This is a genomic window from Paenibacillus sp. FSL R7-0273, assembly GCF_000758625.1.
GTDB lineage: Bacteria > Bacillota > Bacilli > Paenibacillales > Paenibacillaceae > Paenibacillus_AQ.
On sequence record NZ_CP009283.1, the window covers coordinates 4,505,157 to 4,529,843 of the forward strand.

General features: G+C 45.2%; 22 protein-coding genes. 5 read left to right on the forward strand and 17 right to left on the reverse strand.

Translation table 11 applies throughout. From position 1 onward, the window contains the following. Positions 1-17: 17 nt before the first annotated feature. On the forward strand, positions 18-803 hold the full coding sequence (locus tag R70723_RS19255) for a PaaX family transcriptional regulator C-terminal domain-containing protein (protein ID WP_039874440.1): 786 nt from the start codon (positions 18-20) through the stop codon (positions 801-803). Positions 804-875: 72 nt separating this feature from the next. On the opposite strand, the gene R70723_RS19260 is transcribed toward R70723_RS19255, so the two are convergent. The 6 genes from R70723_RS19260 to R70723_RS19285 all read right to left on the reverse strand — a co-directional run bounded on the left by R70723_RS19260 (position 876) and on the right by R70723_RS19285 (position 10,905). Further along, positions 876-2,984: a thioredoxin domain-containing protein gene (locus tag R70723_RS19260; RefSeq protein ID WP_039874442.1), complete on the reverse strand. Its 2,109-nt coding sequence runs from the start codon at positions 2,982-2,984 to the stop codon at positions 876-878. Positions 2,985-3,299: 315 nt separating this feature from the next. Further along, a complete protein-coding gene (locus tag R70723_RS19265) occupies positions 3,300-3,776 on the reverse strand; it encodes an immunity protein YezG family protein (RefSeq protein ID WP_039874444.1) in 477 nt (158 codons plus the stop codon). A 4-nt stretch (positions 3,777-3,780) separates the two neighbouring features. Further along, complete coding sequence (locus R70723_RS33490; protein ID WP_144027037.1) at positions 3,781-7,401, reverse strand: DNA/RNA non-specific endonuclease; 3,621 nt, start codon at positions 7,399-7,401, stop codon at positions 3,781-3,783. A gap of 920 nt (positions 7,402-8,321) precedes the next feature. Beyond that, complete coding sequence (locus R70723_RS19275) at positions 8,322-8,783, reverse strand: hypothetical protein (RefSeq protein ID WP_039874447.1); 462 nt, start codon at positions 8,781-8,783, stop codon at positions 8,322-8,324. A 439-nt stretch (positions 8,784-9,222) separates the two neighbouring features. Then, the gene (locus R70723_RS19280; RefSeq protein ID WP_039874451.1) at positions 9,223-9,870 is read right to left on the reverse strand and encodes a hypothetical protein; all 648 of its coding nucleotides are present in this window, start codon (positions 9,868-9,870) and stop codon (positions 9,223-9,225) included. Between the two features lie 339 nt (positions 9,871-10,209). Beyond that, positions 10,210-10,905: a stalk domain-containing protein gene (locus tag R70723_RS19285; RefSeq protein WP_039874453.1), complete on the reverse strand. Its 696-nt coding sequence runs from the start codon at positions 10,903-10,905 to the stop codon at positions 10,210-10,212. A 423-nt stretch (positions 10,906-11,328) separates the two neighbouring features. Here R70723_RS19285 and R70723_RS19290 point away from each other — a divergent pair, with 423 nt between their 5' ends. From R70723_RS19290 to R70723_RS19300, 3 genes are all read left to right on the forward strand, one after another. Continuing rightward, on the forward strand, positions 11,329-11,547 hold the full coding sequence (locus tag R70723_RS19290) for a helix-turn-helix domain-containing protein (RefSeq protein WP_039874456.1): 219 nt from the start codon (positions 11,329-11,331) through the stop codon (positions 11,545-11,547). Positions 11,548-11,565: 18 nt separating this feature from the next. Then, positions 11,566-11,787, forward strand: coding sequence for a helix-turn-helix domain-containing protein (locus R70723_RS32990; RefSeq protein ID WP_039874458.1), 222 nt, complete (start codon positions 11,566-11,568; stop codon positions 11,785-11,787). Positions 11,788-11,947: 160 nt separating this feature from the next. After that, positions 11,948-12,187 (forward strand): hypothetical protein, encoded by a 240-nt coding sequence (locus R70723_RS19300; RefSeq protein ID WP_039874460.1) that lies wholly within the window; start codon positions 11,948-11,950, stop codon positions 12,185-12,187. A gap of 68 nt (positions 12,188-12,255) precedes the next feature. On the opposite strand, the gene R70723_RS19305 is transcribed toward R70723_RS19300, so the two are convergent. Continuing rightward, entirely contained in the window at positions 12,256-12,633 is a 378-nt protein-coding gene (locus R70723_RS19305; protein WP_039874462.1) for a YhfM domain-containing protein, read from the reverse strand. Between the two features lie 373 nt (positions 12,634-13,006). After that, on the reverse strand, positions 13,007-13,723 hold the full coding sequence (locus R70723_RS19315; RefSeq protein ID WP_039874466.1) for a MerR family transcriptional regulator: 717 nt from the start codon (positions 13,721-13,723) through the stop codon (positions 13,007-13,009). A gap of 149 nt (positions 13,724-13,872) precedes the next feature. On the opposite strand from R70723_RS19315, the gene R70723_RS19320 reads away from it, so the two are divergent. Beyond that, entirely contained in the window at positions 13,873-14,751 is an 879-nt protein-coding gene (locus tag R70723_RS19320) for an alpha/beta fold hydrolase (RefSeq protein ID WP_039874467.1), read from the forward strand. A gap of 86 nt (positions 14,752-14,837) precedes the next feature. Here the strand turns inward: R70723_RS19320 and R70723_RS19325 are convergent, their stop codons facing one another. From R70723_RS19325 to proC, 9 genes are all read right to left on the reverse strand, one after another. After that, entirely contained in the window at positions 14,838-16,001 is a 1,164-nt protein-coding gene (locus tag R70723_RS19325) for a stalk domain-containing protein (RefSeq protein WP_081957432.1), read from the reverse strand. Positions 16,002-16,135: 134 nt separating this feature from the next. Further along, positions 16,136-17,353, reverse strand: coding sequence for a glycoside hydrolase family 5 protein (locus tag R70723_RS19330; protein WP_081957433.1), 1,218 nt, complete (start codon positions 17,351-17,353; stop codon positions 16,136-16,138). A gap of 291 nt (positions 17,354-17,644) precedes the next feature. Then, on the reverse strand, positions 17,645-19,369 hold the full coding sequence (locus tag R70723_RS19335) for an AraC family transcriptional regulator (protein ID WP_039874469.1): 1,725 nt from the start codon (positions 19,367-19,369) through the stop codon (positions 17,645-17,647). Between the two features lie 40 nt (positions 19,370-19,409). Next, complete coding sequence (locus tag R70723_RS19340; RefSeq protein WP_039874471.1) at positions 19,410-20,189, reverse strand: (2Fe-2S)-binding protein; 780 nt, start codon at positions 20,187-20,189, stop codon at positions 19,410-19,412. Between the two features lies 1 nt (position 20,190). Then, a complete protein-coding gene (locus tag R70723_RS19345; RefSeq protein WP_039874475.1) occupies positions 20,191-21,246 on the reverse strand; it encodes an ABC transporter substrate-binding protein in 1,056 nt (351 codons plus the stop codon). A gap of 156 nt (positions 21,247-21,402) precedes the next feature. Beyond that, on the reverse strand, positions 21,403-21,846 hold the full coding sequence (gene fosB / locus R70723_RS19350; RefSeq protein WP_039874478.1) for a metallothiol transferase FosB: 444 nt from the start codon (positions 21,844-21,846) through the stop codon (positions 21,403-21,405). A 238-nt stretch (positions 21,847-22,084) separates the two neighbouring features. Continuing rightward, the gene (locus R70723_RS19355) at positions 22,085-22,378 is read right to left on the reverse strand and encodes a hypothetical protein (protein ID WP_144027036.1); all 294 of its coding nucleotides are present in this window, start codon (positions 22,376-22,378) and stop codon (positions 22,085-22,087) included. Between the two features lie 718 nt (positions 22,379-23,096). After that, entirely contained in the window at positions 23,097-23,861 is a 765-nt protein-coding gene (locus R70723_RS19365) for a VOC family protein (RefSeq protein WP_039874486.1), read from the reverse strand. 1 nt (position 23,862) lies between these two features. Further along, positions 23,863-24,672: a pyrroline-5-carboxylate reductase gene (gene proC / locus R70723_RS19370; protein WP_039874489.1), complete on the reverse strand. Its 810-nt coding sequence runs from the start codon at positions 24,670-24,672 to the stop codon at positions 23,863-23,865. Positions 24,673-24,687: the final 15 nt, after the last annotated feature.

Sequence of the window (24,687 nt, forward strand, 5' to 3'; positions counted from 1 at the left end):
AAGAGAGGCGTGAGAACGTGCTGTCTGTCGAAAAAACCATGCTTTTCCTGCTGTCCCGCGTGGACCGGATGAGCGCCCAGCAATTTGTCGAAATCTATGAACTGAGAGGCTACACCTCTACCTATATCCGCAACAGCCTGTCCCGCCTGAAAAAAGAGGGCTACATCGCTTCACCGGTCCGTTCCCTGTATTGCATCACTTCTACCGGACGCGCCTACATCAAATCCATTAACAGCAAACCGGCCCGTTATGAGCAGCAGTGGGATCATACCTGGGATGTGGTCATGCTCGAGGTGCCGGAGCAGGAGCGCAAGAAACGGGATGCTTTTCGTACGGCCATTCTGCAGCTTGGCTATGGGCTTCTATATAACAGTGTCTACATCTCCCCCTGGAATTACCGCCAGGAAGTGACGGAGTATGTGGAGAGCCTGCAGCTCACCGGCAATGTCTCCATTCTGCGCGGGGAGTTTGCGGAAGGAGCCATTACCCCGGCCAAGGCCTGGCACATCTGGCAGCTGGATAAGCTCGAAGCCCTTTACTTAGACAAAAGCGCCTGGATCTCCCGGGAGTTTATCCCGCTTGCAGATGACGCCATCCGCAGCGGTGAGGCACTGCCGCTGTTCCTGCTGTTCCTGCAGATCGGCGAGGAGATGAGCGGCCTGATTATGGCCGACCCTTCCCTGCCGGATGAGCTGCTGCCTGAAGGCTGGCCCGGCAAAGCCGTTATCGCCGAACTACAGGCCCAGTGGCACAGGGTGGCTGCAGCGATACCGCGTGATTCTTTTTACGCTCAGTTTACCTGAGATAGCAGGCTGGGCCGGAAACCAAGGGAAAAAGGGGCAGCCCGATTGCGGGCTGTCCCTTTAGTGTTTCAATTATACCTGCCGGCCGGTAGCCAGCAGCTCTTTGACTGCATCTAGGCTGGTAAGCGGGGCCCGGCAGGCAAAATTACGGCATTCGTAGGCCGTAGCCTGCCCGTCCACCGCCGGCTTATCCTGTAGATGAGGCAGGAGCTTGTGAAGGTCTTCGCCGTCACTGCCAGCATAGTTAACAATCATAGAGGCATCCGGCAGGTAAGTCTGCTGGACCTGAGCCAGCATGCTATGCAGCACCGGGTCCTCCAGCTTGCCGGACAGCACCCATTCGCGTCCGCCGGACAGCAGCGCCAGATGCGCCTGCAGGTACATTGAATAGCCCGGCGGATATTCTCCCGCCGCAGAAGCCAGTACCGCAGCCGTCCGCTCAGCTATCGCCTTCAGCTCCACATCCTGCGTAATCACCGACAGCTTGTACAGTTGCTTGGCTGCAACCGAGTTGCCGGACGGCAGGGCGCCATCATATAGCTCCTTCGAGCGGATAGGCAGCTCTTCCCCATCTATGCCGGTGAAGAAAAAGCCGCCGCCTTCCTCGTCGCTGAACAGCGCAAGCAATCCATCCTTCAGCTGCAGCGCCCGGTCCAGATGGACTACTTGGCCTGTAGCTTCATATAGCTCAGTCAGGCCCCAGATCAGAAAGGCATAGTCATCCACATAGGCCGGAATCGCCGCTTCCCCGTCACGGTAACGGGCCAGCAGGCGGCCATCCTCACGCCGGCGCAGCTGCTCCCAGATGAAATCTGCCGCTGCTGCCGCAGCCTTGGCATATTCCGGCTTTTGCAGCGCTTTTGCGCCTTTCGCCAGCGCTGCGATCATCAGGCCGTTCCAGGCGGTTAGCACCTTATCATCCTTCAACGGATGAATCCGCTCCTCGCGGTAAGCGAACAGCTTCTCTCGCCACTCCCCGGTCCGCGTCTTCATGCCAAGCGGATTCATACCCATCCTTTCAGCCATGTCCTCCGGCAGGCCCTGCAGCAGGTTAGGAATATTCGCACCCTCGAAATTGCCCTCAGGTGTAATGCCGTACACATGGCAATACGAGTGCATATCCTCCAGATCCAGCGCTTCCGCCAGCTCATCGCGGGTGAAGACGTAGAATTTGCCTTCAACGCCTTCGGAATCAGCATCCTCGGCAGAGTAAAATGCCCCTTCAGGCGAAGTCATATCGCGCCGCACATACGTAAAGATCTGCTCGGCAATCTCCGCATACAGCGGCTTCCCGGTAATCTGGAAAGCCTCCAGATAAGCGATGGCCAGCAACGCGTTATCGTAGAGCATTTTCTCAAAATGCGGCACCAGCCACTCCCGGTCCGTAGAGTAGCGGGAAAATCCAAAGCCGATGTGGTCGTAAATCCCGCCGCGATACATACTGTCCAGCGTCTTCTCCACCATCCGCAGCGCTTCCGGCTGCTGATAAGTCTGGCTGTACGCCAGCAGGAACGACAGATTATGCGGCGTCGGGAACTTCGGCGCATTGCCGAAGCCGCCGTACTCCTCGTCGAACTGGCGCTGGTACAGCTGGAATGCTTCATGCAGCAGCTCTTCGCCGGGCAGCGCTCCGCTATCCCCGCCTGCTTGCTGGGCATTCTTGCGGTCCAGCTCCTGCAAGCTTGCGAGCAGATCATCGCCGAGCTTGTCCAGCGCATCGCCGTCCTGCTCCCACTTCGTATGGATCTGCTCCAGAATATCCATCAGCCCGATTCGCCCCAGCATCCGCCGTTTCGGGAAATATGTTCCCGCATAAAACGGCTTCTTGTCCGGCGTCAGCAGCACCGTCAGCGGCCATCCCCCGCTCCCGGTCAGCGCCTGACACACCGACATATACAGCCCGTCAATATCCGGCCGCTCCTCGCGGTCGACTTTGATGGCTACGAAGTTGTCGTTAAGGAGCTTGGCGACATCCTGGTCTTCGAAGGACTCGCGCTCCATTACGTGGCACCAATGGCAAGTCGAATAGCCGACGGATAGGAAGATCGGCTTGTTCTCCGCCTGCGCCTTGGCAAAAGCCTCCTCCCCCCATGGATACCAATCCACGGGGTTGTGGGCGTGCTGAAGCAGGTAGGGTGATTTTTCGTTTGCTAATCTATTAGGTACATTTTGAGTTGTCATGGGGCATCCCCTCATTTCGGCTGATTTAGGTAAAGTACGTCTAGGGTTAGTTTACCCAAAAAGGTGGGGGAAGGCGCAGGTAAAGGAAAAAAGGTAGCTCCATATGACATGGGCTACCTCTATAGATTACTATTATGGAGGTTTTTATTACGGAGAGAAATCGATAGACAGACTCATCATCCAGAATAGATGCGGATTTAAGACCATTAAGAACATAAATGATTTGATGAAAGAGTTATTTTATTGTATCTACCTGGAGGATATGTAACGAAAGCCGACTGTAACAAAACAGCCGACCAATTTGTACTAGCCTATCTAATTATGTTCTTGATTCTTTAAATAATCATCAAGCTTTTTCTGATAATATTCATCAGATGGATATATCCCTAGAACTTCATACTTCCATACTACTTTTTGAAGACCTAATCCCAGCTTATATTTTCCTTTGTAGTCAAAATCAATGCTAAATTTGCCTGTATTATCTAAATACATCGTTAAACTTGACCAATCTTCAAGGGATATTTTTTTAGATTCTGCATGTAGGGCATCGAAATATTGTCCCAGTTCACTTAGCATATCATTATATATACTTTCTTCAACCTCATAGGTTTCAGGAATATTATGCGAATATACTAATCTATTTAACGTCTGTGATTCATAATAAAAGTAAATTGTTCTTGAATCTGAAAGGATTTCTGCATAAAGGTAGATTTTCTTCCACTCATCTGGAATTATCTCAACAAGTTTTTCTGCTATCAATTGATATAATCTTTCTAAAGTGTCTGTTGACATGAAATCATCCTCCATATTGATTTCTAATAGTTACTTTTTCAATTTCTTCGCTTCCAATTTGATATGTTATTAAAAATTCATCTGGTCTAAGTGAATTATTGGAATACTTCAATTCAATTTTCACATTTACATTTAACTTTCTTTTGTCGATAGCGTTAGCCCAAAGCTCCTCTAATTCATACCATTTTCCACCCGAACCATTAATTTGACCATTCATGGCTACTAAATTATCTAGCTCTCCTGAACCATTAAATCTAGAAGCTATAAGATGTCCACCAGCATCAGCATACTTTTCAGGTTGTGCGCTGTAAGGAGGAACAAGATCATTTGCTCTAATGCGGTCTGATCTTCCTGCAGCTCTTTGTGCATAACTATTTCTTTCAGCCGCCTTTAATACCAGATCTCCCTCCACTTTAGTTATTCTACCCAAAGTATCAGTTTTATACTTATATCCATTTTTTGAATAGGAGTTCGAAGGTTTTAAGACAGTTGTTCGACCGCTTTGCTCAAAATGAGCCCCCTTTTTATGAATTTTAATTTCTTCAGCTGCATCGAATTCATCCCAAGATGATTCCGACCATTTTGCCTGTACGTAATTATTATATCTATTCCGAGCAATATCGTCAGCATTTACTGTTAGCTGATTTTCATTTAAACTCATTCGGCCAATACCAGCATATTCAACTTCCAAACGCCCATTGAATCTTGAATAAACTTTAGTAATATAGTTATCTAAAGAATTTTTATTAATAGCTCCTCTAAGATCGCTTATGGAACTGCTAGCCTTCTGAAGAGTCGTTTTAATTTTTGATGAATTATAGGCTTTTAATACAGCACCTGCAGCATGACCTGAGAGCTTACTGACTATAGGCCCAGCCGCTGTAAAACCAACAGATATAATGGCATCTTTGGTATTTCCCGTAACAAAATCAATTATTGTACTACCGCCACCAGCGGCAACGCCAATAATAGGGAAAGCAGCTACTAAATTCAAACTTTTTTGAAGGTCTTTTAATCTATCCTCATTTGAAGTTGCAAGATACTCAGTTTCCCATATCGGACCTGTTGAAATTATATAAGTATTGATATCATATCCACTTTTCCCTCCGAAAACGTTAAACTGATCCTCGGGCTTAACATTGTAGATTACACCCGATGTTGTTTCTGCTGCCCATTGCCTAAGATAAGTTCCCTTTTTCATCTTTTGTTCAAAATATAACCCCAATGTAGACTTAATGATATCAGGAGTTGTATAGTAACCATCCTTATACAATAGCATAGCCATAGGCACTGTAATATCCTCGAAACTACGTCCTTTAATTGGATTGTTAATCCATGCTCTTATAGTAAGCTTATCTTTTCCGATGTATTGTACCTGCCCCCAACCGTTTTTAAAATTATTATTTGTTAAGTAATTTTTAATATTCACAAATCCTGCGGGTGCAGTCTGATTTTGATTCTTTTGTCCAGCATCATCGGTTTTAATATGCTTTCCAGTTACTTCGATACTATTGTAAGGATTACTAGAAGCACCCATAGGACTAACTAGGCTCATTACACTCGTATTGCTTGAAGAATTTAAAGTGTTAACCTGAGAAAGCGAAGTAAACTCCAGTCCATTGTCTATCTTTTTTAATTCACCATTTTCTAAAGCCCTTAATACTGCAAATTGTAGATCATTCATCCAGGTGTCAGGCAACGCTCGACCATGAAGATCAGTTATATACAAAAGCCCTATTGATCTTCCTGCAAAATTATTATATAAGTCCATTAACTTCGGGTCAGCAGGATTATTTGGATCTCCTGTTTCGTGCGCGGTTCCCCATCGTTCCGCCCAATTGTAACCGACATAAGGGTCCGCAGCCATAAGTGCTCCCCAATAAGCATGTCTAAATGCGTCACCATTTCCATCAGTTAATTCGCTTTCATTAAATAATTTTTCGGCAGTAGTTAAAGATATATAACCATTAAACAAAGACCATAGGGTTTTTTCTGCATTTTCATTCGACAATGTCACTTCAAGTGGATTTAATGGACCAGGCTCATAAGCACTAGTAGTTATTAATGCCCCCCTTTGTAACGAAGAATTTTTATTTTCTTCTGTAGCACTTGAATCGCTATTTACGTCTCTTAATAAGGATTCAATAAAGTTATTAATCTCCACTGCATTAGAATCAGGGTAGCTTTCCAGATAGATATAAAGTTGTTCTGCTAAACTCTCAAAATCAATGGAATAGCTTCTCAAGTCATACACGTTTTCTGATACTGTTGTGGTAGTTTTAAAGTTATAAACACTCTCTGATACATTTGTTAAACTTGTCTTCATTACAGAGGATACTGTTTTAGGAGTCAACAAAACTTTATCGGATGTTTGTGTAATATTCATTCGTTGTGATAAATAACTTGTTGAGTACCAGTAATCCATACCTTCTTTTATATAATCCACACCTTCAACTAAGCCGTTGATATCACCTGAAAGACCAGAAATATTTACATAAGTATTACCGTTTCGATAAGTTCTTGCATTATAATTTCCTTCATTAGTGTAGAGTCCGTCTACCGCAACTTCCAAACCCTTATTAATATATCCATCAGTCGTAACTTGGATTATTGAACTACTTAAAGACTTATTCCCCAGAGGATCTACCGCAGTTACTGAATAGGAATATGTTGAAGAACTATTAAGATCATAAAAAGTGTAACTAGGTTCAGTAGATATATATTCTTTATTTGTAATTTGATCTCGAATAATATATTTGCTAATTCCAGAACTATCAGTTGATGGTGACCAAGTTAATGTTACACCATCTAGTTTAATATTTTTAGAATTTAGATTCGTTGGCTTTGTCGGAGGTGTAACATCACTAAAATCCAAAGTACTTACATTACTTGCAACTGATATATTATTGGCTGCATCCACTGCTCTTACTGAAAAATTATTTATTGATGGTTTGGATAAATTAGGGACTAAATAATTTGTCGCTGTTGTCGATCCAATCAATATTCCATTATTATAAATGTTATATTTAACTACACCTACATTATCAATTGAGTTACTCCAAGATAAATACACATTAGAGTAGTCAAAACTCTCTGCTTTTAATTCAGCGGGTGCGCTTGGCGGCTCAGTTTCCGGGTCATAAACATTAAACTCACTAATTTCAGTTTTAGACCATGGGAGAGGCATAATTTCTATTTTAGTTACATTCTTTATTTCATTTATTGCTACATATTCACCAGTAATTTTTATATTATTTTGAGCAACAATCGGATCACTATATCTTCCTGTTGATGTGGTAACTTTTATTTCCACCATCGCTGTTGCTTTAACCCGATACCCTTTAACCGTCACAGGGTTTGGAAATGTATAGAACATACTATCGTAAGCATTATTCATTATAGTTTTATCAATCACCGCTTTTGTTGCTTCATTATTATCTGTGATACTTGTGACCTCTTGTGAATTACTAGAAGAAAAAGAGAACCTTTTTAAGGGTACACCATCTAATAATCCTCCTGAATAGTCAGCGCTCGCAAAAGCTACTGTAGGACTGACTGATGATAGTATTGAAAATGATAGAAGCATTAAAGCGAGGAATAAATTCACTTTCCTGTAGTTTTTCAAAAATAAAACCCTCCTGAAATTAGTTAATTTTACCTAGACAGCATGGCTTATATTACTACACGTATTTCCACTCGTAAATTATTAATTGTGTAAATATTTTGAATTGACCATTTTGAAAATCAAACCGTCCATCTTTTGTCACAATTCAAAATTAAAAGATAATAAATAATGTTAGAACTTTTAAAGAAATTATGATAAGCCTATTCCAAAAGCCTAAAAGCACTATAAAAATATTCATTTTAATATCAACAAAAAAGATTTGATGCAATGACTATGCAGGTCTAAGAGCGTATTTTTATGCTATAAATACTTTGAAGGAAAAGACGAGAGTTAGTATCTAGGGGATGGATAAAAGACGACGATATTGATTTCGATAATATGCTCTCTAGTAGCATAGAACTTGCAATCAATTGGACAGATCGTTCTGCTCCTTATTCTGTATCCATCGAGAACAAAAAAGCTCCAACCAATTCCATTGGCAGAAGCATCTAAATTATTTGGTTTACACGAACATCCAACAATGACAAGTTGATTATTCAACGGATAAAAATCGCCTTGCTTACGTAATATCGTGTCAGTTGGTTGACCTATCCCAAATTTATAGTAAGCATTTAAGCTTCAGATTGAATTCCGGCTAGTCACGAATTCCAAATACTAATATCACCTGTAAGGTTCAAATAGCTTTGTATTCTTTACAAAATTGGGAATATAAATGTACTCTTAAGCAGTCTCTTTTTTCAAGCAAACTGTTACTATACTATTAAATAGAATAATCGCGCTCACTAATCCTATACTTACAAACAAAAAGCCTCTGCAAATTTCATTAGCAGAAGCTTCTAAAGGGCTAGGCAAATAATACTCCTATTTAACATAATCCTCAAAAGCAATCTTATACTCAGAGTAGTTCTCAGGGTTGTTTTTTAAAATATTTCCAGTATATCCAGTTCCCGAAAATCTATAGCATCTACTGAAAAGTAGATACTCTTGATATCTCGATCCTCATTATTGTCATTCTTATAGGATTCTATTATTTCACCCTCCTGAGTCAATTCAGTGGCTAACAAATTTGCCGAGCCACTGGGCAGATAAGCAGAAAGTGAAAGGTAATCATAGTTGATAAAACTCGAAACTTTTTTAATAGTTGATCTTCTATCATACTTCGCGTATTGGTTACTTGAATATATTGCCACGTATCTATAAGGTGTGTCGATAAAAATATCCATGTATTCGAACATACTATCGTTGCTGGTTGAAGTTATTAAGGGTAGCATAAAATTTTCACCAAAATAACCCACATCTTTTTTCCCGTCATTGATCGCCTCAATGATTTTATCATCTGTCAAACTATAGATATGTCCGAAACCAGGTTGTTCTGCTTGCAAATTTTCTCTAACCGTTTCGTTTGTTATAGTTGAGCCGTATGTATTCTCTTCTTCTATGCTATCTTCACTCTCAGGTATTTCTGTTGACTAATTGATGCTTGTTCGAGCACTTCCTTTTTCCACCAAATCATATTTAGATAATCCATAAAATAACACAACATTTATTACTAAAGAAACTGATAATAATACAAATAGAATCTTAACCTTCATTACTGCCCCCCCCCCCCCTTTTGTCTACTTATGAAATATTATAGTGCTAAAAACCCATCTCCTTTCCAGCATAATGCATTACCGTATCATATTATTGTTTCTCTGTCATACCCAAAGAAAGTTCCTCTTGCGCTCCCTCGCCAGGTAATTATTCACGGCAAAACAAGCCCTTGTGATAACCACAGGAGCTTGTTTCTTTGATGCAAATGGAACTTCATGAAATATTCACTTATAAAACAAACACAATTGCAATCATCATATACGAATACCGGATATTCTTTTTTAACAATATGTATACAAGACCGTATAGAACCGACATGAAGAAAGCATAAACACCTGTCTGACCTCCCTGGAGAAAAATGTGTACGAGCCCCCATGTGAGCGCAAGAAATATCCCTCCAAAAGGCAGACCGCCTCTTTTTATGAGCGTTTCACCCAACTTTTGTCCAAAAGCAATCGTTAGCAGAATTAAGGCCGCTTCAAACATGTAATAAACATTTTGAAAAATGAATTCTACGATCCCATTGTATTCTTGAACCGGCTTAAAGCCGTCCCATACAATAGTTGTAACTGCAATAGCAATAATAGAAACTACAACTGCGAGTAACCATCCCTTTGAGTCTGGCGTTTCATTTAGCTTCATAATGTCAAAGCTGTACTTCTTCCTTGAGAGCCTTATCAAAAACATTGCCATACTCCCCCACAAAATACAGGTAAGCGTCCAGTGTATACAATGATGAATGAGAGTATAATCAGAACCTCCAATCCCGAATAGTAAAGGCAAAAGCATCGACAGTACAACTTCAAGCCCGAATCCTGCAAAAGCATACAAACCTAACGCCAGATAATCGCTTGCCCCAATTTTTTTGTCTGCCATAACCCGAACCCTCCATCTAACACTAATATGCTGCACTTTATATCATACTCCGAGTTAGGCGTTAAAAGTATTTTTATTCCAATTACTGAAGGTTCAACACTTGATTTTCAAGTCCTTTTTCCTGTCTTCATTCAAAACAAAAAAGCTCCGCCAATTTATTTGGCAAAAGCTTTAATATTTATGGATTTCATGAATTCCCCATCAGCGGGACGGCAAATGGTTAACAGATTTAAAGATCGGTTTGTTTACTAACTGTAGCTTAGCAAAAATCAAGCCAATAAATTATATACCAGTTGAACTTATTATTGTTACTCAGCCAAATCACTTTATCTTCTGATGTCACTGTAATTTCATCCATAGAGCATTCTGTCGGTCATCTGAACTTGATAAAACGATCATTCCGGATTGATGACCTTCTGGAACTAAAAATCCTACCCAACCATCAAAGGGTTGTCCTTCTGAAGCGCTGGGCAAGTATTTGGAGAACATGAAAGAAGGAGTTCTCTTTAGAGTAACTGGATCTATATACTGAAATCTGTAATTATTTATTGACAGCGATGCTCCAGACTTTTCAGATGCTAAGATTTCTAGATTTATCTTTAGAAGTAGATAGGTGTAACCGCTTGGAATAGGTTCTTTGTTCTCTTTAAGGATTTTTAAAGCTTCCTTTCCTGTACTCGTTTCTTCAATAGAAACTGAACCAACAAATTTATCATAATTTTCATTTATTTCAAAGTATGCCTTTGAACCGAAATGTAATGGATTGGACTCATCGTAACTACCATACATGCTTATGTCTCTTCTCAAAATGCTAATAGTTTTAGACTCAGGCATTACGTTATATGACCCTTTTAAACCTTCTATTACTGTACGCAAAGGTATATATGTAACTCCATCAATAACTTTTGCTTCTCCTTTAATATCAGCACCGTTTACTCTTAAAGTGTACCCTACAGTGCCTGCAAAGACCGTAATGGATAAACATAATACCGAAAAGATTGTAAGAATGACCGATATCATTAATTTTTTGTTCACCACTAGCACCCCTTAACTTGAAGATTTCTGTTATAACCACCATTCTCAATATTTCTACAATAATCTACTTTTTCCTTCCATAAAATTCCTGACCAATAAAAAACCGGGGTAATTTTATCACAACCGGTTCAACGATGCTTATAGTTATCTACTAATTTTTACGTTTGTACTAATCCAATCGGCACCTCTCCCGTATTACATCCCGCTCCTCCCTCCGCAAATAATTCAATGCATTCTCAAATGAATACGGGAACTTAGCCCAGAGTCTCGACAGCTTATCCATTTCCAAGAGTGCAACAGCTTCCTAAATTGCAGGAACCTACTTCCCCTGAGCATCCCAAATTCTCTGCTATTAGTAATTCACCTATTAAGTGCTGGCTTTCAGTAATTCGCTAAGCTATGCTTGCTCTGGAGGTGCCTCAGATGTATCAACGTATCCGTAATCTGCGTGAAGACAAAGACATGACACAAACACAAATGGCCGAATATTTGCAGTGCAGCCAGCGAATCTATAGTAATTATGAACGCGGCGATGTAGATATTCCCACGACAATTCTGATCAAGCTGGCCGATTTTCATCAGACGAGTACAGATTATTTATTGAATAGAACGAATCAGAAAACAGCTTATCCTAAGAATTAAACAAACTGGGTGATCTCTATGTACACAAGAATCCGCAATCTGCGCGAAGACAAAGACCTGACACAACAGCAAATGGCTGAACTTTTGCATATTTCACAAACTACTTATTCCCGCTACGAAAATGGGAACCTGGATGTACCAAGCGCTGTTCTCATTACTCTCGCCAATTTCCACAAGGTAAGCATCGATTACCTATTAGGGCAAACGGACATACCCAAGCGATACCCGCCAACTAAATAATCCACATTCTTTTAGATTCAGCCCGAACAGCCGAATAATCTGCTGTCCGGGCTTTTAATTGCTCCCCCATTTAGATTAAGCTCGTTTACACTTATGGAACAAAATGGTACCATACAAATGCTTATTGTTTTAACAAGACTAACATTCCAGGAGGATGATTATGCTCAAATTACTGCTTGGATGTACTTCCATTTTGTCTTCTGTAATTATCCTGTGTACTGGTTTTCTGATTTCTTCTCTTAAGTCTGTTCAAGAAAGCTCTAATGAAAACAGCGGAGCTTTTAATTATGGAATCTTTGATATTAACTTTCTCTGGTTTATCATCCCTTTAATTCTTTTAATATTGGGCTTCACATTTCTCTATTCATACAGCAAAAATGATACGGGCCCCCAGCATTAACCACCAACCAAATAACCCACAACAAAAAAGCTCCAGTGACAGCCACAGGAGCTTTTCCCTTCACATCTTCACTTCGCCAACAGATCCGCCAGCTCTTCCGAATTCTTTTTTCTTAAATCCAGCATCCGCTCACTATTGCTATCTTTAATCAGAAAGCCGTTTTTGGTTTCAAAATCCATATAAACGCTGTATTGCACAGCATCAGAATCATCATAGGTAACGGTCATCCGGTAGGATGGCGGGCCTACATCAACAGCCCCCGGCACTTTTTTAACAGTCCGTATGGCATCTCCGATGATTTCAAGGCTTTCAGCGTCGGTGTAGGTAATTGTAGCTGTGTCGGAAACGAGGCTAACACTAACAATTTCTCGCTTAGGCAGGATCATTACAATGATTAACGTCACCAATACAATGAATGAAATAATGTAGATGATTTTCTTCTTCATAAGCTCCTCCTTCATACCTCAATCCAAGAACGCCCATAAACATCCCACAAGAATAGCTAGAACTAAGTGAACCAAGGGCAACAGTGGCAGCTTCTATACCAGAACAGCACCATTCTTGTTTTTGTTTTTGATCTTTTTTATTAGATACAGCACTAAACAAATAATGTAGGTTACTGGATAAGAGCTGGTAAGAGTTATGAATAAGAGCACGATTGCTTTTAAAATAGATTCTTCTTGCCCTGACCAGCTTCCGGCTAAAGACATTATGTTGGCTAATAAAACGAATGGATAGATAAACAAAGGTAATGCACCTAACACAAAAAACGTTATATACCTTATATTTCTTGACATTAATACACCTCTTATATTCTGATTATAGGTCCTGCCCCTCCCCGGCATAAACCTCCAAATACCCCATCATCTCCGCGATTCCCTTAAACTGCAGCCTAAGCCGCTCATTCAGATTCTTCAGTGCCAGCTGAAAAGAACGCTCGATCTGCTCATTATCCTGAGTATCTAAATCATTAAGCAGGCTTTTCATGTTGTCTATATAATAGACGGTCTTTCTCAGGCTGCTGATGACCAGGATTTTGCGAAGCTCCGCTATGGAGAACATTCTGAACCCATTCTCCTTATTCCGCTGGGACTGAATGAGTCCTTCGGATTCCCAGTGACGGATCGCCGAGGTGTTTACACCTGCTATCGTGGCCACCTCTCCAATGTTCATCTGTTCTTTCAGCTTAATGTTTTTGTATCTGGTAAAATCGGTACCCCTGATCATCGTGAGAATCTCTTCCACCCGCTGCTTTTCCGCTTGAATCTGATACTGCTGCTCATTCACTAGCCACAGGGCCTGCTCCGGCCTCCCCTGCTTAAACATTCTCATTGCTTCGTAAACGACAGGAATATCATATCCGAGTAATAAAGCTCTTATGGTCCTAAACGCCTGAACATGAACCTGCCCGTAGAAACGGTGATTGCTCGGGGTTCTCGGTACAGGAGGGATCAGCTCCTGCTCTTCATACCTTCTCAGTGTTGTGGTGCTGACCTGCAAGGTGCCGGCAATCTGGTTCGGGGTGTATGTCTCCATCGGGTCTCCCATCCTTAAAGTAAAACCTTCAACTGCTACGATAACATACCGCGAAAACACCCCGCAATATATATAGGTTCTGCTCCGCCAAGGCGGAATATTGCATGAATGTTATATGATCATTATATAACTTACTTAGGAGTGATTACGTGGAAAAGATAATTAAACTCACAGATGGAACACAGCTAAAAGCAGGCCTTACCGGGAACCCCGGTTTTCCGGCAATCATGCTTCCCGTTGCTAAAGAATCTGTATACGGACCAGCGGCTGATCATCTCCGGCTGTGGGGAGTAGACCCTGAGCTAGGGGAACATTTTGTGGAGGGGCTTGCGGATACGTTTCGGGTATTATTTTTTGACTATGAAGGGCACCGGCTGCAGCATCCGAATCCGGATAAGCTCACACCTGAGAGCATTGTGCATGACCTCTTAACGATCGCTGATGAAATGAACGTCGAGAGGTTCAGCTATTACGGTTATTCCTGGCTGGCCTTGGTTGGTTTGCAGTTGGCTATCCGTACGGATCGACTCGATAGCCTGGTCATGGGCGGCTTCCCGCCATTAGACGGTCCATATAAAGAAATGCTGATTGTAACCAACAAAACATACCAGCAAGCTTCCAGTAACCAGAATACCTATGTAGCTGATGAGCAGGTTCCTATAGACCCGGAGCAGTTGGATTGGGATAACATTCAGGTTCAGATTGATCCGAATCAGACAAAGCAGTTTGTTACGATGTATGAGCATTTGCGGGGGGTTGATGATCGGGCGATTCAGCAGCTGCTGGAGCTCCCGAGACTGGCTTTTGCCGGGGAAAAGGATACGATTGTCTACGGTGAGAACTTCGGCAGTGTAACCGTCGATATTGTCGGCAAGCTGGAGCAAAACAAAGCTGCATTAGAGCAGCTTGGATGGGATGTAGAGATCATAAAGGGCAGCGGTATGGACCACACCAAAGCGATGCAGCCCGCAACCGTTCTGCCCTTGTTGAAGCCTTGGCTGATTAGGAAGCTGTACAGAGCATATTAAATTTTTTTCTCGAACAGCTTTTGGCGCTTAAGAAAGAAATCCTCTTCAACATCTTTTTCAGATTCCTTTTATATCCTGGCTTGTCATTACGGTTCCCCCAATGTATAAGTAAATACCGTCTTTACTTGCTTCCCGTTTGTGAACTCGAACTGCACCTCTGACCCGTTCCCAACGCTTCCGGTAAACCGGAGGCCATCGTTCTTGAACCCCGGCATATCGGCAGGGTTAATATCGAACTCCTTGTAGAGCAGTATTGCTTTGTTAGCCTGCAGATCAATTAGTGTCAGCAGTCCTTCCGAAGATGACCGGGCCACTAAATAGTTCTCGCCAATAGCCTCAATAGCGTAGCTGTCATCCGGTGTGCCTGCTAGCTTGGAGATATTCCAGGTTTGCTTAACCGAAGCATCTGGGGCAATCAACCGGACCGTATGGCCATCGTTCAGAACCGCGTTACCGTCATACGTCTTGATATTATCAGGATAGAACTGCCAATAATGAGCTTCAGACTGGCGCAGAATGGCACCCTTTTTCACAAAAAGATTAATGACGGTCAGGTTTATCGAGGGCTCACCGCTGGAATTTTCAATGGTTACTAAGTCTGCATCCTCGGCAATTTTGACGAATGAAATCCGGGTATCCGCAACATAACCTGGAGTTAGCTTTGCTATGGATGCTCCCAGAGAACGGACCACTCCTGCCCCATCCCGTTTATATAAAGTTCCATTCACACCATTGATAAAATACGCATCATTGCTAGTCCTGCCGTCACCAACGAATTCCGGATAGCTGATCACAGCCTGGCGGGTTGCTGCATTCCAGTTCAGTGTGCCTCCGATGGCATCACTGACAAAACGCAGGGGCACATAAAGATGCTTATTTATCTGCTGGGGAGCTGCGGAATACGCAAGCTTTTTCCCGTTAACTGTTGCGCTTCGCTCCCCGGCCTTCATGCTGCCTTTTGTGAACATATTTTCGATAGAGATTACCTTCGTACGTTCATCATACTTAACCGTTAAGCCGCTAATATAATAGAAGCTATCCAGCGGAAGCATAACCGTCCCCTTTACCAATGCCGGATTACCAGAAGAAGAGGTTATTTGCTTACTGTTAAGATAGACACGAACACCGGGAGCAGTAGAGGATTGGGCTTTAGCCGCTGCTACCGAAACGATGGATGGAGTAGACTGTATTAACCCGATGATTAGGATGCTAAGCGCGAGTGCTCGAATGAACCTTTTACACATTTTCATCGATGGCCCCTCTTTCTAGTTTCAGGAATTATTTTCATTAATATAACATATTAACATCCTATCTATCTTCTATCTATTTAAAAACGGCGCAGCCCCCATTACAGGACTACGCCGTTTTTATATCATTTTAAGGTTTACTGCATGCCCTGCATGATCGCATTAATAATCCCCTGCTGCGTTACCGTATTATTCGTACGGTTGAACAGACCAAAGCCATGCTGGCCGTTGTACCCGTTGTCCCAGTAGACCGGTACTGCGCTGTATTTCTTCGCCGCTGCTGTTACCGCCTTGGCAAAGGCTGCACGGTACACATTATTGCTGGAATCATAAGCTGTTTTGTCAATGGAGCCGAACTCGCCGATTACGATCGGATACCCTTGAGTCCCAAATTTGTTGTACATCGCCTGAAGCTGTGAATCAAGGTAATCCTCCTGGCCCCAGGACGATTTCTTCGCCGGGTTCGTGGCCGTGGCCCCCCACTGCGTGATCGTTCCCGATTCCTCCCCGGCAAAATCCCACGGGGAATAGTAGTGTGCGGAAATCATGATTCTTTTCTGCGAGCTTGGGATGGTTGAGGAGCGGTACGTATCGGTCGGCAGAACAAAGCCGTAATTGCCGGCAGTGTAGTCGATATTCGTATTCCAGCCTGGAATCAGCAGCCATCTTGCGCTATTGTTGCCGCTGGTTTGTCTAACCGTATCCACAAAAATTTGGTTGTAAGCATTCAGGTTAGCGTAATAAGCTGCATTTGGATTGCCATAATTACCGTCAAAAGTCTCGTTCATAGACTCAAAAACAAGCCGCTCGTCATAGCCCACAAATTTATTGGCAATCTGCTGCCATACCAGCTTGTATTTCTCTTTGATGGCCGTCTGATTGCCGCTGTTCACCAGCAGCCAGCCGCCCTGAACGGTATTGTATCCGTCCCCGTGAATATTAATGACCACATACAGGCCTTCGTTATAAGCATAATCGACAACCGTCTTCACCCGGTTCAGCCAGGTTGCATTTATGGTGTAGTTAGGAGCGCCTCCAATGTGATTCAGGTAAGAGACGGGAATGCGAATCGTTTTGAAGCCCGCAGCCTTCACCTTCTTGATCAGGTCCTGGGTGACAACGGGATTGCCCCACGCCGTTTCGCTTGGAGTACCGTTGTTAGAGGCCTCAAGCTGATTGCCCAGGTTCCATCCGGCACCCATTTCGCTGATAATTTGTGATGACGACAGGGATCTGAAATCCGAGGTGATAGGGGTAGCCGCAGCTGCCTTTGCACTCCATCCGGTCACAGCAGCCGAAGCCAGCAAGAGTAGAGCCAAGCCGTAAAACCCGCATTTTTTCATTTTGGCCAGCATGTCAAAACCTCCGTTTTATTTGTGGTTATGCAGCATGCAAACGCTATCAAAAAACCAAACGATTGGACCGCAAAAAAATCCGAGCGCCCTCCTTCCCATGGATCTGGTTTCAACAACGCTAAGAACCGGATGTCACTATCAGAATAACATATATTTGGTAATTATAGTATACTTTTAGAAAATAAATAGAATAGGCTGATCGGATAATCCGCAGTAAAAAGCTCCTGTGATAACCACAAGAGCTTCGCCATGTACTCTATAAAAATCTTATTCCCTCCCGGCTTGTTCCGCTCATGCCAGCAATACGCCTTCCACCTGGTCCACGATGTAATTAATCCCTGTCGGTCCGTAGCAGCCGATCCAGGTAGCAGCATCCACCGCATAAATCTGCGGCTGCTCCTCTGCATGCAGCATGACCCGGGTACTCTGCTCGGTCGCAGATATCTCATCCTGCACCTGCGCACTGCTAAGCAGAAAATAGTGATCTGCATGTACCGCAGGCAGTCTGTCAACCGGGATATGGTATGCCGTATCTGAGGTATCTGCCACAAACAGCGGAGCTGGCAGCCCCAGATCCCGGTACAGCACAGCACCTGTGCGATGAGAGGCTGTATGAACCCTTACCAGTGACTCGCGCGGACGGATCAGAGCCACACTTTGACCGCCCAGAGCTGTTGCCAGCTCTCCGGACAGCAAGGCTGTCCGGCGGTGGTAATCCGCAATAATGGCCTCCGCCCTCGCCTGCTGATCCGTCATTATACCGAACAGTCGTAATATCGTCTGCCAGCTCTCATTCCGTTTGAACATCAGGGCTGGAGCGATCCGGCTTAACCGTTCATAATGGGGGGCGTGCACCTCGGTACAGATTATAAGATCAGGCCGCAGCCGTTCAACCGCTTCCAGATCCGGGTACTCATAGCTTCCGGTCATTGCTGTAGCGTCAAGCCTGTCCCTGATATACTGCGGAAATTGTAGTGAAGCACTGCTGCCCGTGCCAACACTTCCTGCCGGGACTACATCCAGGGCCAGAAGATGGTCGGCATACTGCACGTCGAGCACGGCGATACGCCTTGGAGCAGCGGTAACCCCATATTCGCCCCGCATGTGGCGGATCACCGGACCCTGCAGTGACCCGTACGAGGAAGCAAAACGGTCACTCAGTCCGGTGTAAGCCGGAAGCGCTCCAGCTCCAACGGCAGCTGTACGCCGGTAAAGCTGCGGAGGCACTCCGTAATATTTCTTAAAAGCCCTGCTGAAATAATACATATCACGATAGCCCGCTCCTTCGGCGATTTCACTGATCGGGACATCGGTATGGCGCAGCATCCGCTGTGCGCTCTCCATCCGCAGCCGGATCACATATTCCATCGGTCCGACCCGCTTCTCCTGCTTGAACCGCCGCTGAAGCTGCCTCGTACTGCAGCCGGCAAGCGCAGCCAGCTCCTTAAGCTCCAGCTCCTGGCGGTAGTGCCCCGCAATATAGGCAGTGACGATATCCACCATATCAGGTCCACTCCCGCCCCGGCCGCGTTCAACCTCCATCATCAGCTCGTACAGCATACCTTGCAGCAGGGCATTAACATGAAACCGCTCCAGCCCTTCGCCCCTGCTCCACTTCGCTTCCATTTCTTCTGCTGTCTGGTGCAGTCCTGCCGGCACCTCCAGAGGGTGAACAAATGAAGTGTACAGCGGGTGATTACGCGGCGGGAACAGTACCGGTGCGGCTTCAGACATTTGCACAGCCTTATAGGTAATAACGGTATAATAAAGGCTTTCTGCTCCGGCAGTCAGGGTAAAGGCTGAGCCCTTAACCGCATGGCAGGCAAAAAAGGCCTGGATACGGCAATCCCCGCCGTTCATCACAAGCCTTCCCTGTCCGCCTCCCGCCAGCAGCAGCAGATTGGCAGTCAATTCTTTTTCGCTTAGAACGCCGCCGGGCGGCACAACACCGCTGCTCACGTCAAGCGTTTTGATTGCCAGATCACTCCATATACTTGCCTGGTCCTGCAGCGGCATCTCTCTCATCTCCTGACAATAGCATCCTGTTGCTTCTTTGTCATTTTAATTGAGATTCATTCTCATTGTCAATTTTCGGACACTTTACACAATATTCTCCCGACATCCGGTAATAAAAGCAGCAGGTGCTCCGTTTGCTCCTCGCAACCTGAACCAGGCCGTTATTCTCTGTAAACCGGGTAAACGGATTGCGTCTCATGTTAAACAAGTGTCCGGGTGCAGTCCCGGTCAGGTAAGTAAAATCCTCGCTCATCTGCTGCTTATCCTGCCCGGAATCCTCTTTTCCGGCAGCATATAGCGGGGCAATGCGCACCATTATATTTTCCCAGAGTATCGCCATGGAAACGGGGCCGGCTGCGGAAAGGGTCTGCAGCAGCGGCCCAAGCCGTGCTGCAAAAACCTCCCTAACCACCTTTTCACGCCATACCGCCCTATTGTCCGGAGGTGCAGCCGTAGTCCGCAGTCCCTCTAAAGCCAGAAAGGGAAAACGTGTCCCTCCTTGTCCGGCGGATAAATCCGGATGATAGAGAAAGCTTTTGTCCATCTGACATAAGACTTCACGGTTATGGAAGGTCATCGCCGTCAGCAGCGGCACAATCCACAGATAGCCGATCCGCTTGGCCAGCATGGAGGCAGCAACCAGGGTATCCGGCGCACCGATGTAGTCTCTGAACCAGCTAATATATTCATGGCACGCAGCTTCATCCTGCAGCTGGCTTAGAGCAATCGTGCGGACGCTGTTTGCGGGCGGTTCACCGGGCCTTATGCCGTAATCCACAGTCAGCTGCTTCCATGAGGCGGACGACAGATAGCCGTCCATTTTACTGCGCTCCCAGCAGCGCTTCCGCAGCCTGATCGACTATGATGTTAATGGCAATCGGGCCATAATAAGCGATCCAGAGTGTTGCATTTACGTCGTAGGCACGTTTGTTTTTGACTGCATCCATCGACTTCCAGACCGGGCTGTTTGCCAGCTCCGCTGCATCTTTGGCAAACAAGTCATCCGACAGCAGGAAATAGCGGTCCGCTCCGATATCAGCAACAGTCTCCATGGAAATCTCAACGGAAGTGTCCTCTGTAATGGCTGTAACAAATTCAGGTGCGTTCAATCCCAAATCCTCATACAGAATGCTGCCTGTCCGGTGCTCCGGCCCGTGGACACGAATACCTTCCGGTCTTGGACGAATAAGCGCTACTGTATCCTCACCGAGCTTCGCTGCCAGCTGCTCCCGCAGACCGACAATTTTGTCCTCGTAAGCCTGCTGCACAGTCACAGCCTCGGCCTGCTTGCCTGTTATTTTACCGATCGTCGCCAGCGTATCCCGCCAGTCCTCGTAGAAGTCGAGTACGATTGTTGGCGCTATTTTGCTGACACTCTCATACGCTTCTTCCTGGAAGTCGGTCATCAGAATCAGATCCGGCTTCAGCGCTACAATAGCCTCCAGATTAGGCTCATCCCGTGTGCCAAGGACCTGTACATCGTTCAGCTGATCCATCAGATATTCCGGGAACGTGGCTCCCTTTGCTCCGGCAACCACACTGCCTGCAGGCTGCTCGCCAAGCGCTACCAGCTGATCTACAAATTTCACATCCAGCGCGGCAATTACCTTCGGCTTCTCGTTCAGCGTATAGTCGCCCTTCATATGCTTGATGGTAACCGGGAAGGCTGCAGCAGCCTGTGCCTCCGGTGTTGCCGAAGCCTGTGTTTCGGATGCCGGCGACGGCTCGGCCGACGCAGCAGCAGATGCCTGTGCAGCATTGCCCGAATTTGCATTCCCTCCATTAGAATTAGCACCGCAAGCCGTAAGTACAAGTACCAGCGCCAGCATCCATACCAATAATAGTGATGATGACTGCCTTTTTGTTGCTCTGTTCATGCTGACTCCCCCTATTTATGTGATAATGATTTTCATTATCAGATTTATAAGGTTGAGTATACTCTACCTCTGCACACCGGTTCCATGTACTTTTGCGACATTGCAGCCGGATTATTGCGACATTTATCACTTCAGGAGCGGATTAAGCTATCCACATCAAACCTCTTTCCTGGTGACTTCCTCATCATAAAAAATCATATGCTCTTTCTCTGCACGGTAATAGTCCAGCCGGTCCTGCAAGTTACCCGTGTGAAACTCAAACAGATGTCCATCCGGATCATAAAAGTAGATAGATTCCTTGTCTCTGGCATCTCTTGCCCGCCCCGGCAGTACCTCAACATGCAGCTCCTTCAGCTTATTCAGCAGAGTCTCATAGTCAGCCTTATCAATGGTAAAAGCGATATGCGTGTATGTCCGATTATCCCGGTCCCGCACCACCTCTTCCTGATTGAGCGCGATCCATAGCCCGTTCAGATCAAAATAAGCCAGCTTCCTCCCTTTAACCACAATCCGGGCCCCGAACACCTCCGAATAAAAGGTAATAGACCGCTCCAAGTCGGCGACGGAAAAGCAAAAATGGTTGATTCCCTGGATATTCATGTTTGGTGGTCCTTTCGCCTACAACTCTGTAATTGAGGGTTAACCGTGACTCCAGAGAATGTTTGGACTTCCGGCCGCTGTTGTCTACAGATTTCTTCAATTGTACCGCTATACACGGTTGAAATCCGCAGACAAAGGCGGTCGCTATCGCTCCTACAGTTCCAAAATTCCCCTCCGCCACTTTCCCCTTAATTTATGTTTTCAAGTTCAACCCATAACGTCGTTAATTACACGTTCATCACGTTCTCAGAAACTCCTCAATCTTCATCCTTATCTCTTCAATGCTTCTCGATCTGTATTCTATTAGTTTATTCCAATAAAATGATCCTTCCCCGTTCTCCTCACTAACATCAACAAGCATTAGCGTATATTGACCGTCTGCATCGAATTCAGGATACCAGCCAAGATCGATTACTCTTTTCTTATAATCGCTTTCAAGCTGCAGTATATCCTCTTTGAATTTCCAGCGATGTTCATAGTTATCATCAGTAAATTTATCTGGAAAAGACTCTGTAAAATCATTCAGATTCACTTTCCATCCTGTCGGTATTCGCAGCGGTACCAGATTAAGACTCATATAAATTATCGCCCTTTCACCTTATCCACCATAAATCTCTTTGCCTCTGCACGGGTTAAATGTATTGCAAGAACAGATACATCTAAATTTTCCTTCGTCGTCTCATTATAAACCGGCTTCTCCCTAGGCAAGTTAAGCTCACCTGAAAGCATATCCTCTAATGACAAGAGTCCACGAAGAACCACTATTACCGAGAACTCCTTGTTCTCGCACTCTACTGCATAATAACTTAATCGTCTATATTCGATACAGACTCGGCCTTGCATGAGATCCACTCCCTTCAAGCTTCATCCGTAACATAGCGAGCCTTGGCATGATTGCATTTTATACAACAGAATCTTGTCTAAGCTTCACAAAAAATCATTCTATTGTAGTTTATACAATTGAAACGAAAGAAATAAGCTCAGAACACAAAAAAACGGTAGATCTGCTGCACTAAATACAATAGATTCGACTTTCAGGCAGATTTATCCAAAATCTGTTGTACAAACTGCAATAGAATCCCGCTCACCTTCATCATACCAGCGCCCGGCCCCTGTCTAAGCCATTATATAGAACAAATTATGGTATTTCGTTTCATTTCGATTACATTTTCCTTCTAACACTCTCTGTCCGCGCAAAAAAGCCCCCGGAACATAGTCCAGAGGCCCTCCCTTATTGCTATCAGCCTTGATCAGGTGAATACATATTCACCTTCGCCGACCTGAATCGTCTTGCCCTTCAATGCTGCTGATTCCGCTGCAAAAATAACCTGCTTGAACTCGTTCTCATCCCCCTGCACAAAATCAAACGACTGTGCTCCAGCCTTCAGGCTGAATTTGCCGCCCTCTGACTCAGTAACCGGCAGTCCGAATAATGTGCTCCAATGACTGGCAGCCGCGGCCGGATCAGAGACGCGGAATACCGCGCTCACCATCTCAACGGCTCCTGCAGGGTGAGGCTGAATGATGCCGGAGGCCGTCATGTTCTCCAGCCGCTCCTCATCGGTTCCATTCCACTGGATGATAAACGGATAGGCGAGTCCTGCAAAATCACCGTCAATCGTCATCATCCGCCACTCGATCAGCCGGCCGGCGTTATCCAGACGCTTTCCATCGATGATCGGCGATAAGGACAAGCCTGCCGCGTGCAGGGAAGCTGCTACTGCATCTATATCATCCGTCCGGAGCACAACTCTGCTTAAAGCTTCATGCTCAGGCAGAAGCCGTACCGCATCCCGCACTACGACATTGTGCTCTGTGGCCTTCGCCAGCTCCAGATTCTCAATGCCGAGGAACTCGATGTAGGTGAGCCCGAAGTAGCTTAAGGAATTGTAGGTCCCCCATGCTTTATGAGCGCCCCCTCTAAAAGCAACCAGCCCGTGCTCCCGGAAGCTTTCGACCGGCTGATCCAGATCGTTGACATAATGCACCAGATGATCCCATGTTATGGTAGCCATATTATTTCTTCACTCCCAGCTCAGTAGTCCGCTTAACGGCAGCAAGTACGCTGCGCTGCAGTCCGGCCGCGAAGTCACTGTTGTTGAGCTCGTATAAGCCGTGCATGCCGACTCCGCCAGGCGAGTTGTTAATATCGAGCAGCTGCCGCGGATGCAGGCCGGTTTGCCGCAGCATCGTGACTGCACCCAGCATATTTTCCAGTGCTACATTCCACGCTTGTTCCCGCGGAAGTCCGGCCAGCACACCGGCATCCACAAGGGATTCGATGAAATAATAGATATAGTTCGGTCCGGCCACACCGTAGCCTGTGAAGATATCGATGTAGGCCTCGTCCAGATATTGAACCTTGCCGAAGCCGAGCAGGAAATCCTCCACCTGATCACGCGTAGCATGACTATTCAAGGCAACACCGCTATAGCCGTAGCCTGTATCGGTCAGAGTGTTCGGAATGACCCGGACAATCGGGCGTTCTGCCCCAAAATAACCGCCAAGCTGCGCAATCGTCACCCCTGCCACAATCGAAACGATTGTAGCAGCGGGTGCAGCATGCTGCTGTACAAGCTGGCCCAGTACAGCCAGATCATCCTGCGGACGAACGGCAATTACAATAATGGAAGCTGCAGACAGGCCATGCTCCTGTGAGCTGCCTGTATTCACTTTGTATTTGTCACTCAGCAGCTGAAGACGTGCTTCATTCACATCTGTTACACTGATCTCATCTGCCGACAGGGTGTTATTTGCGATACAAGCGCGGATCATGGCTTCCGCCATCTGTCCGCCGCCGATAAAATGAATCTGCTTCTGTGCCACTTACATCCACTTCCC

Bases quoted from the DNA above. Each gene is read 5' to 3' on its own strand.
- R70723_RS19300 (WP_039874460.1), top strand. From the start codon at position 11,948: ATGCTCAAATTACTGCTTGGATGTACTTCCATTTTGTCTTCTGTAATT.
- fosB (WP_039874478.1), bottom strand. From the start codon at position 21,846: ATGAATATCCAGGGAATCAACCATTTTTGCTTTTCCGTCGCCGACTTG.
- R70723_RS19260 (WP_039874442.1), bottom strand. From the start codon at position 2,984: ATGACAACTCAAAATGTACCTAATAGATTAGCAAACGAAAAATCACCC.
- R70723_RS32990 (WP_039874458.1), top strand. From the start codon at position 11,566: ATGTACACAAGAATCCGCAATCTGCGCGAAGACAAAGACCTGACACAA.
- R70723_RS19290 (WP_039874456.1), top strand. From the start codon at position 11,329: ATGTATCAACGTATCCGTAATCTGCGTGAAGACAAAGACATGACACAA.
- R70723_RS19265 (WP_039874444.1), bottom strand. From the start codon at position 3,776: ATGTCAACAGACACTTTAGAAAGATTATATCAATTGATAGCAGAAAAA.
- R70723_RS19335 (WP_039874469.1), bottom strand. From the start codon at position 19,369: ATGCCGCTGCAGGACCAGGCAAGTATATGGAGTGATCTGGCAATCAAA.
- R70723_RS19340 (WP_039874471.1), bottom strand. From the start codon at position 20,189: ATGGACGGCTATCTGTCGTCCGCCTCATGGAAGCAGCTGACTGTGGAT.
- R70723_RS19315 (WP_039874466.1), bottom strand. From the start codon at position 13,723: ATGGAGACATACACCCCGAACCAGATTGCCGGCACCTTGCAGGTCAGC.
- R70723_RS19345 (WP_039874475.1), bottom strand. From the start codon at position 21,246: ATGAACAGAGCAACAAAAAGGCAGTCATCATCACTATTATTGGTATGG.
- R70723_RS19325 (WP_081957432.1), bottom strand. From the start codon at position 16,001: ATGAAAATGTGTAAAAGGTTCATTCGAGCACTCGCGCTTAGCATCCTA.
- R70723_RS19330 (WP_081957433.1), bottom strand. From the start codon at position 17,353: ATGCTGGCCAAAATGAAAAAATGCGGGTTTTACGGCTTGGCTCTACTC.
- R70723_RS19280 (WP_039874451.1), bottom strand. From the start codon at position 9,870: ATGGCAGACAAAAAAATTGGGGCAAGCGATTATCTGGCGTTAGGTTTG.
- R70723_RS19365 (WP_039874486.1), bottom strand. From the start codon at position 23,861: ATGGCTACCATAACATGGGATCATCTGGTGCATTATGTCAACGATCTG.
- R70723_RS19305 (WP_039874462.1), bottom strand. From the start codon at position 12,633: ATGAAGAAGAAAATCATCTACATTATTTCATTCATTGTATTGGTGACG.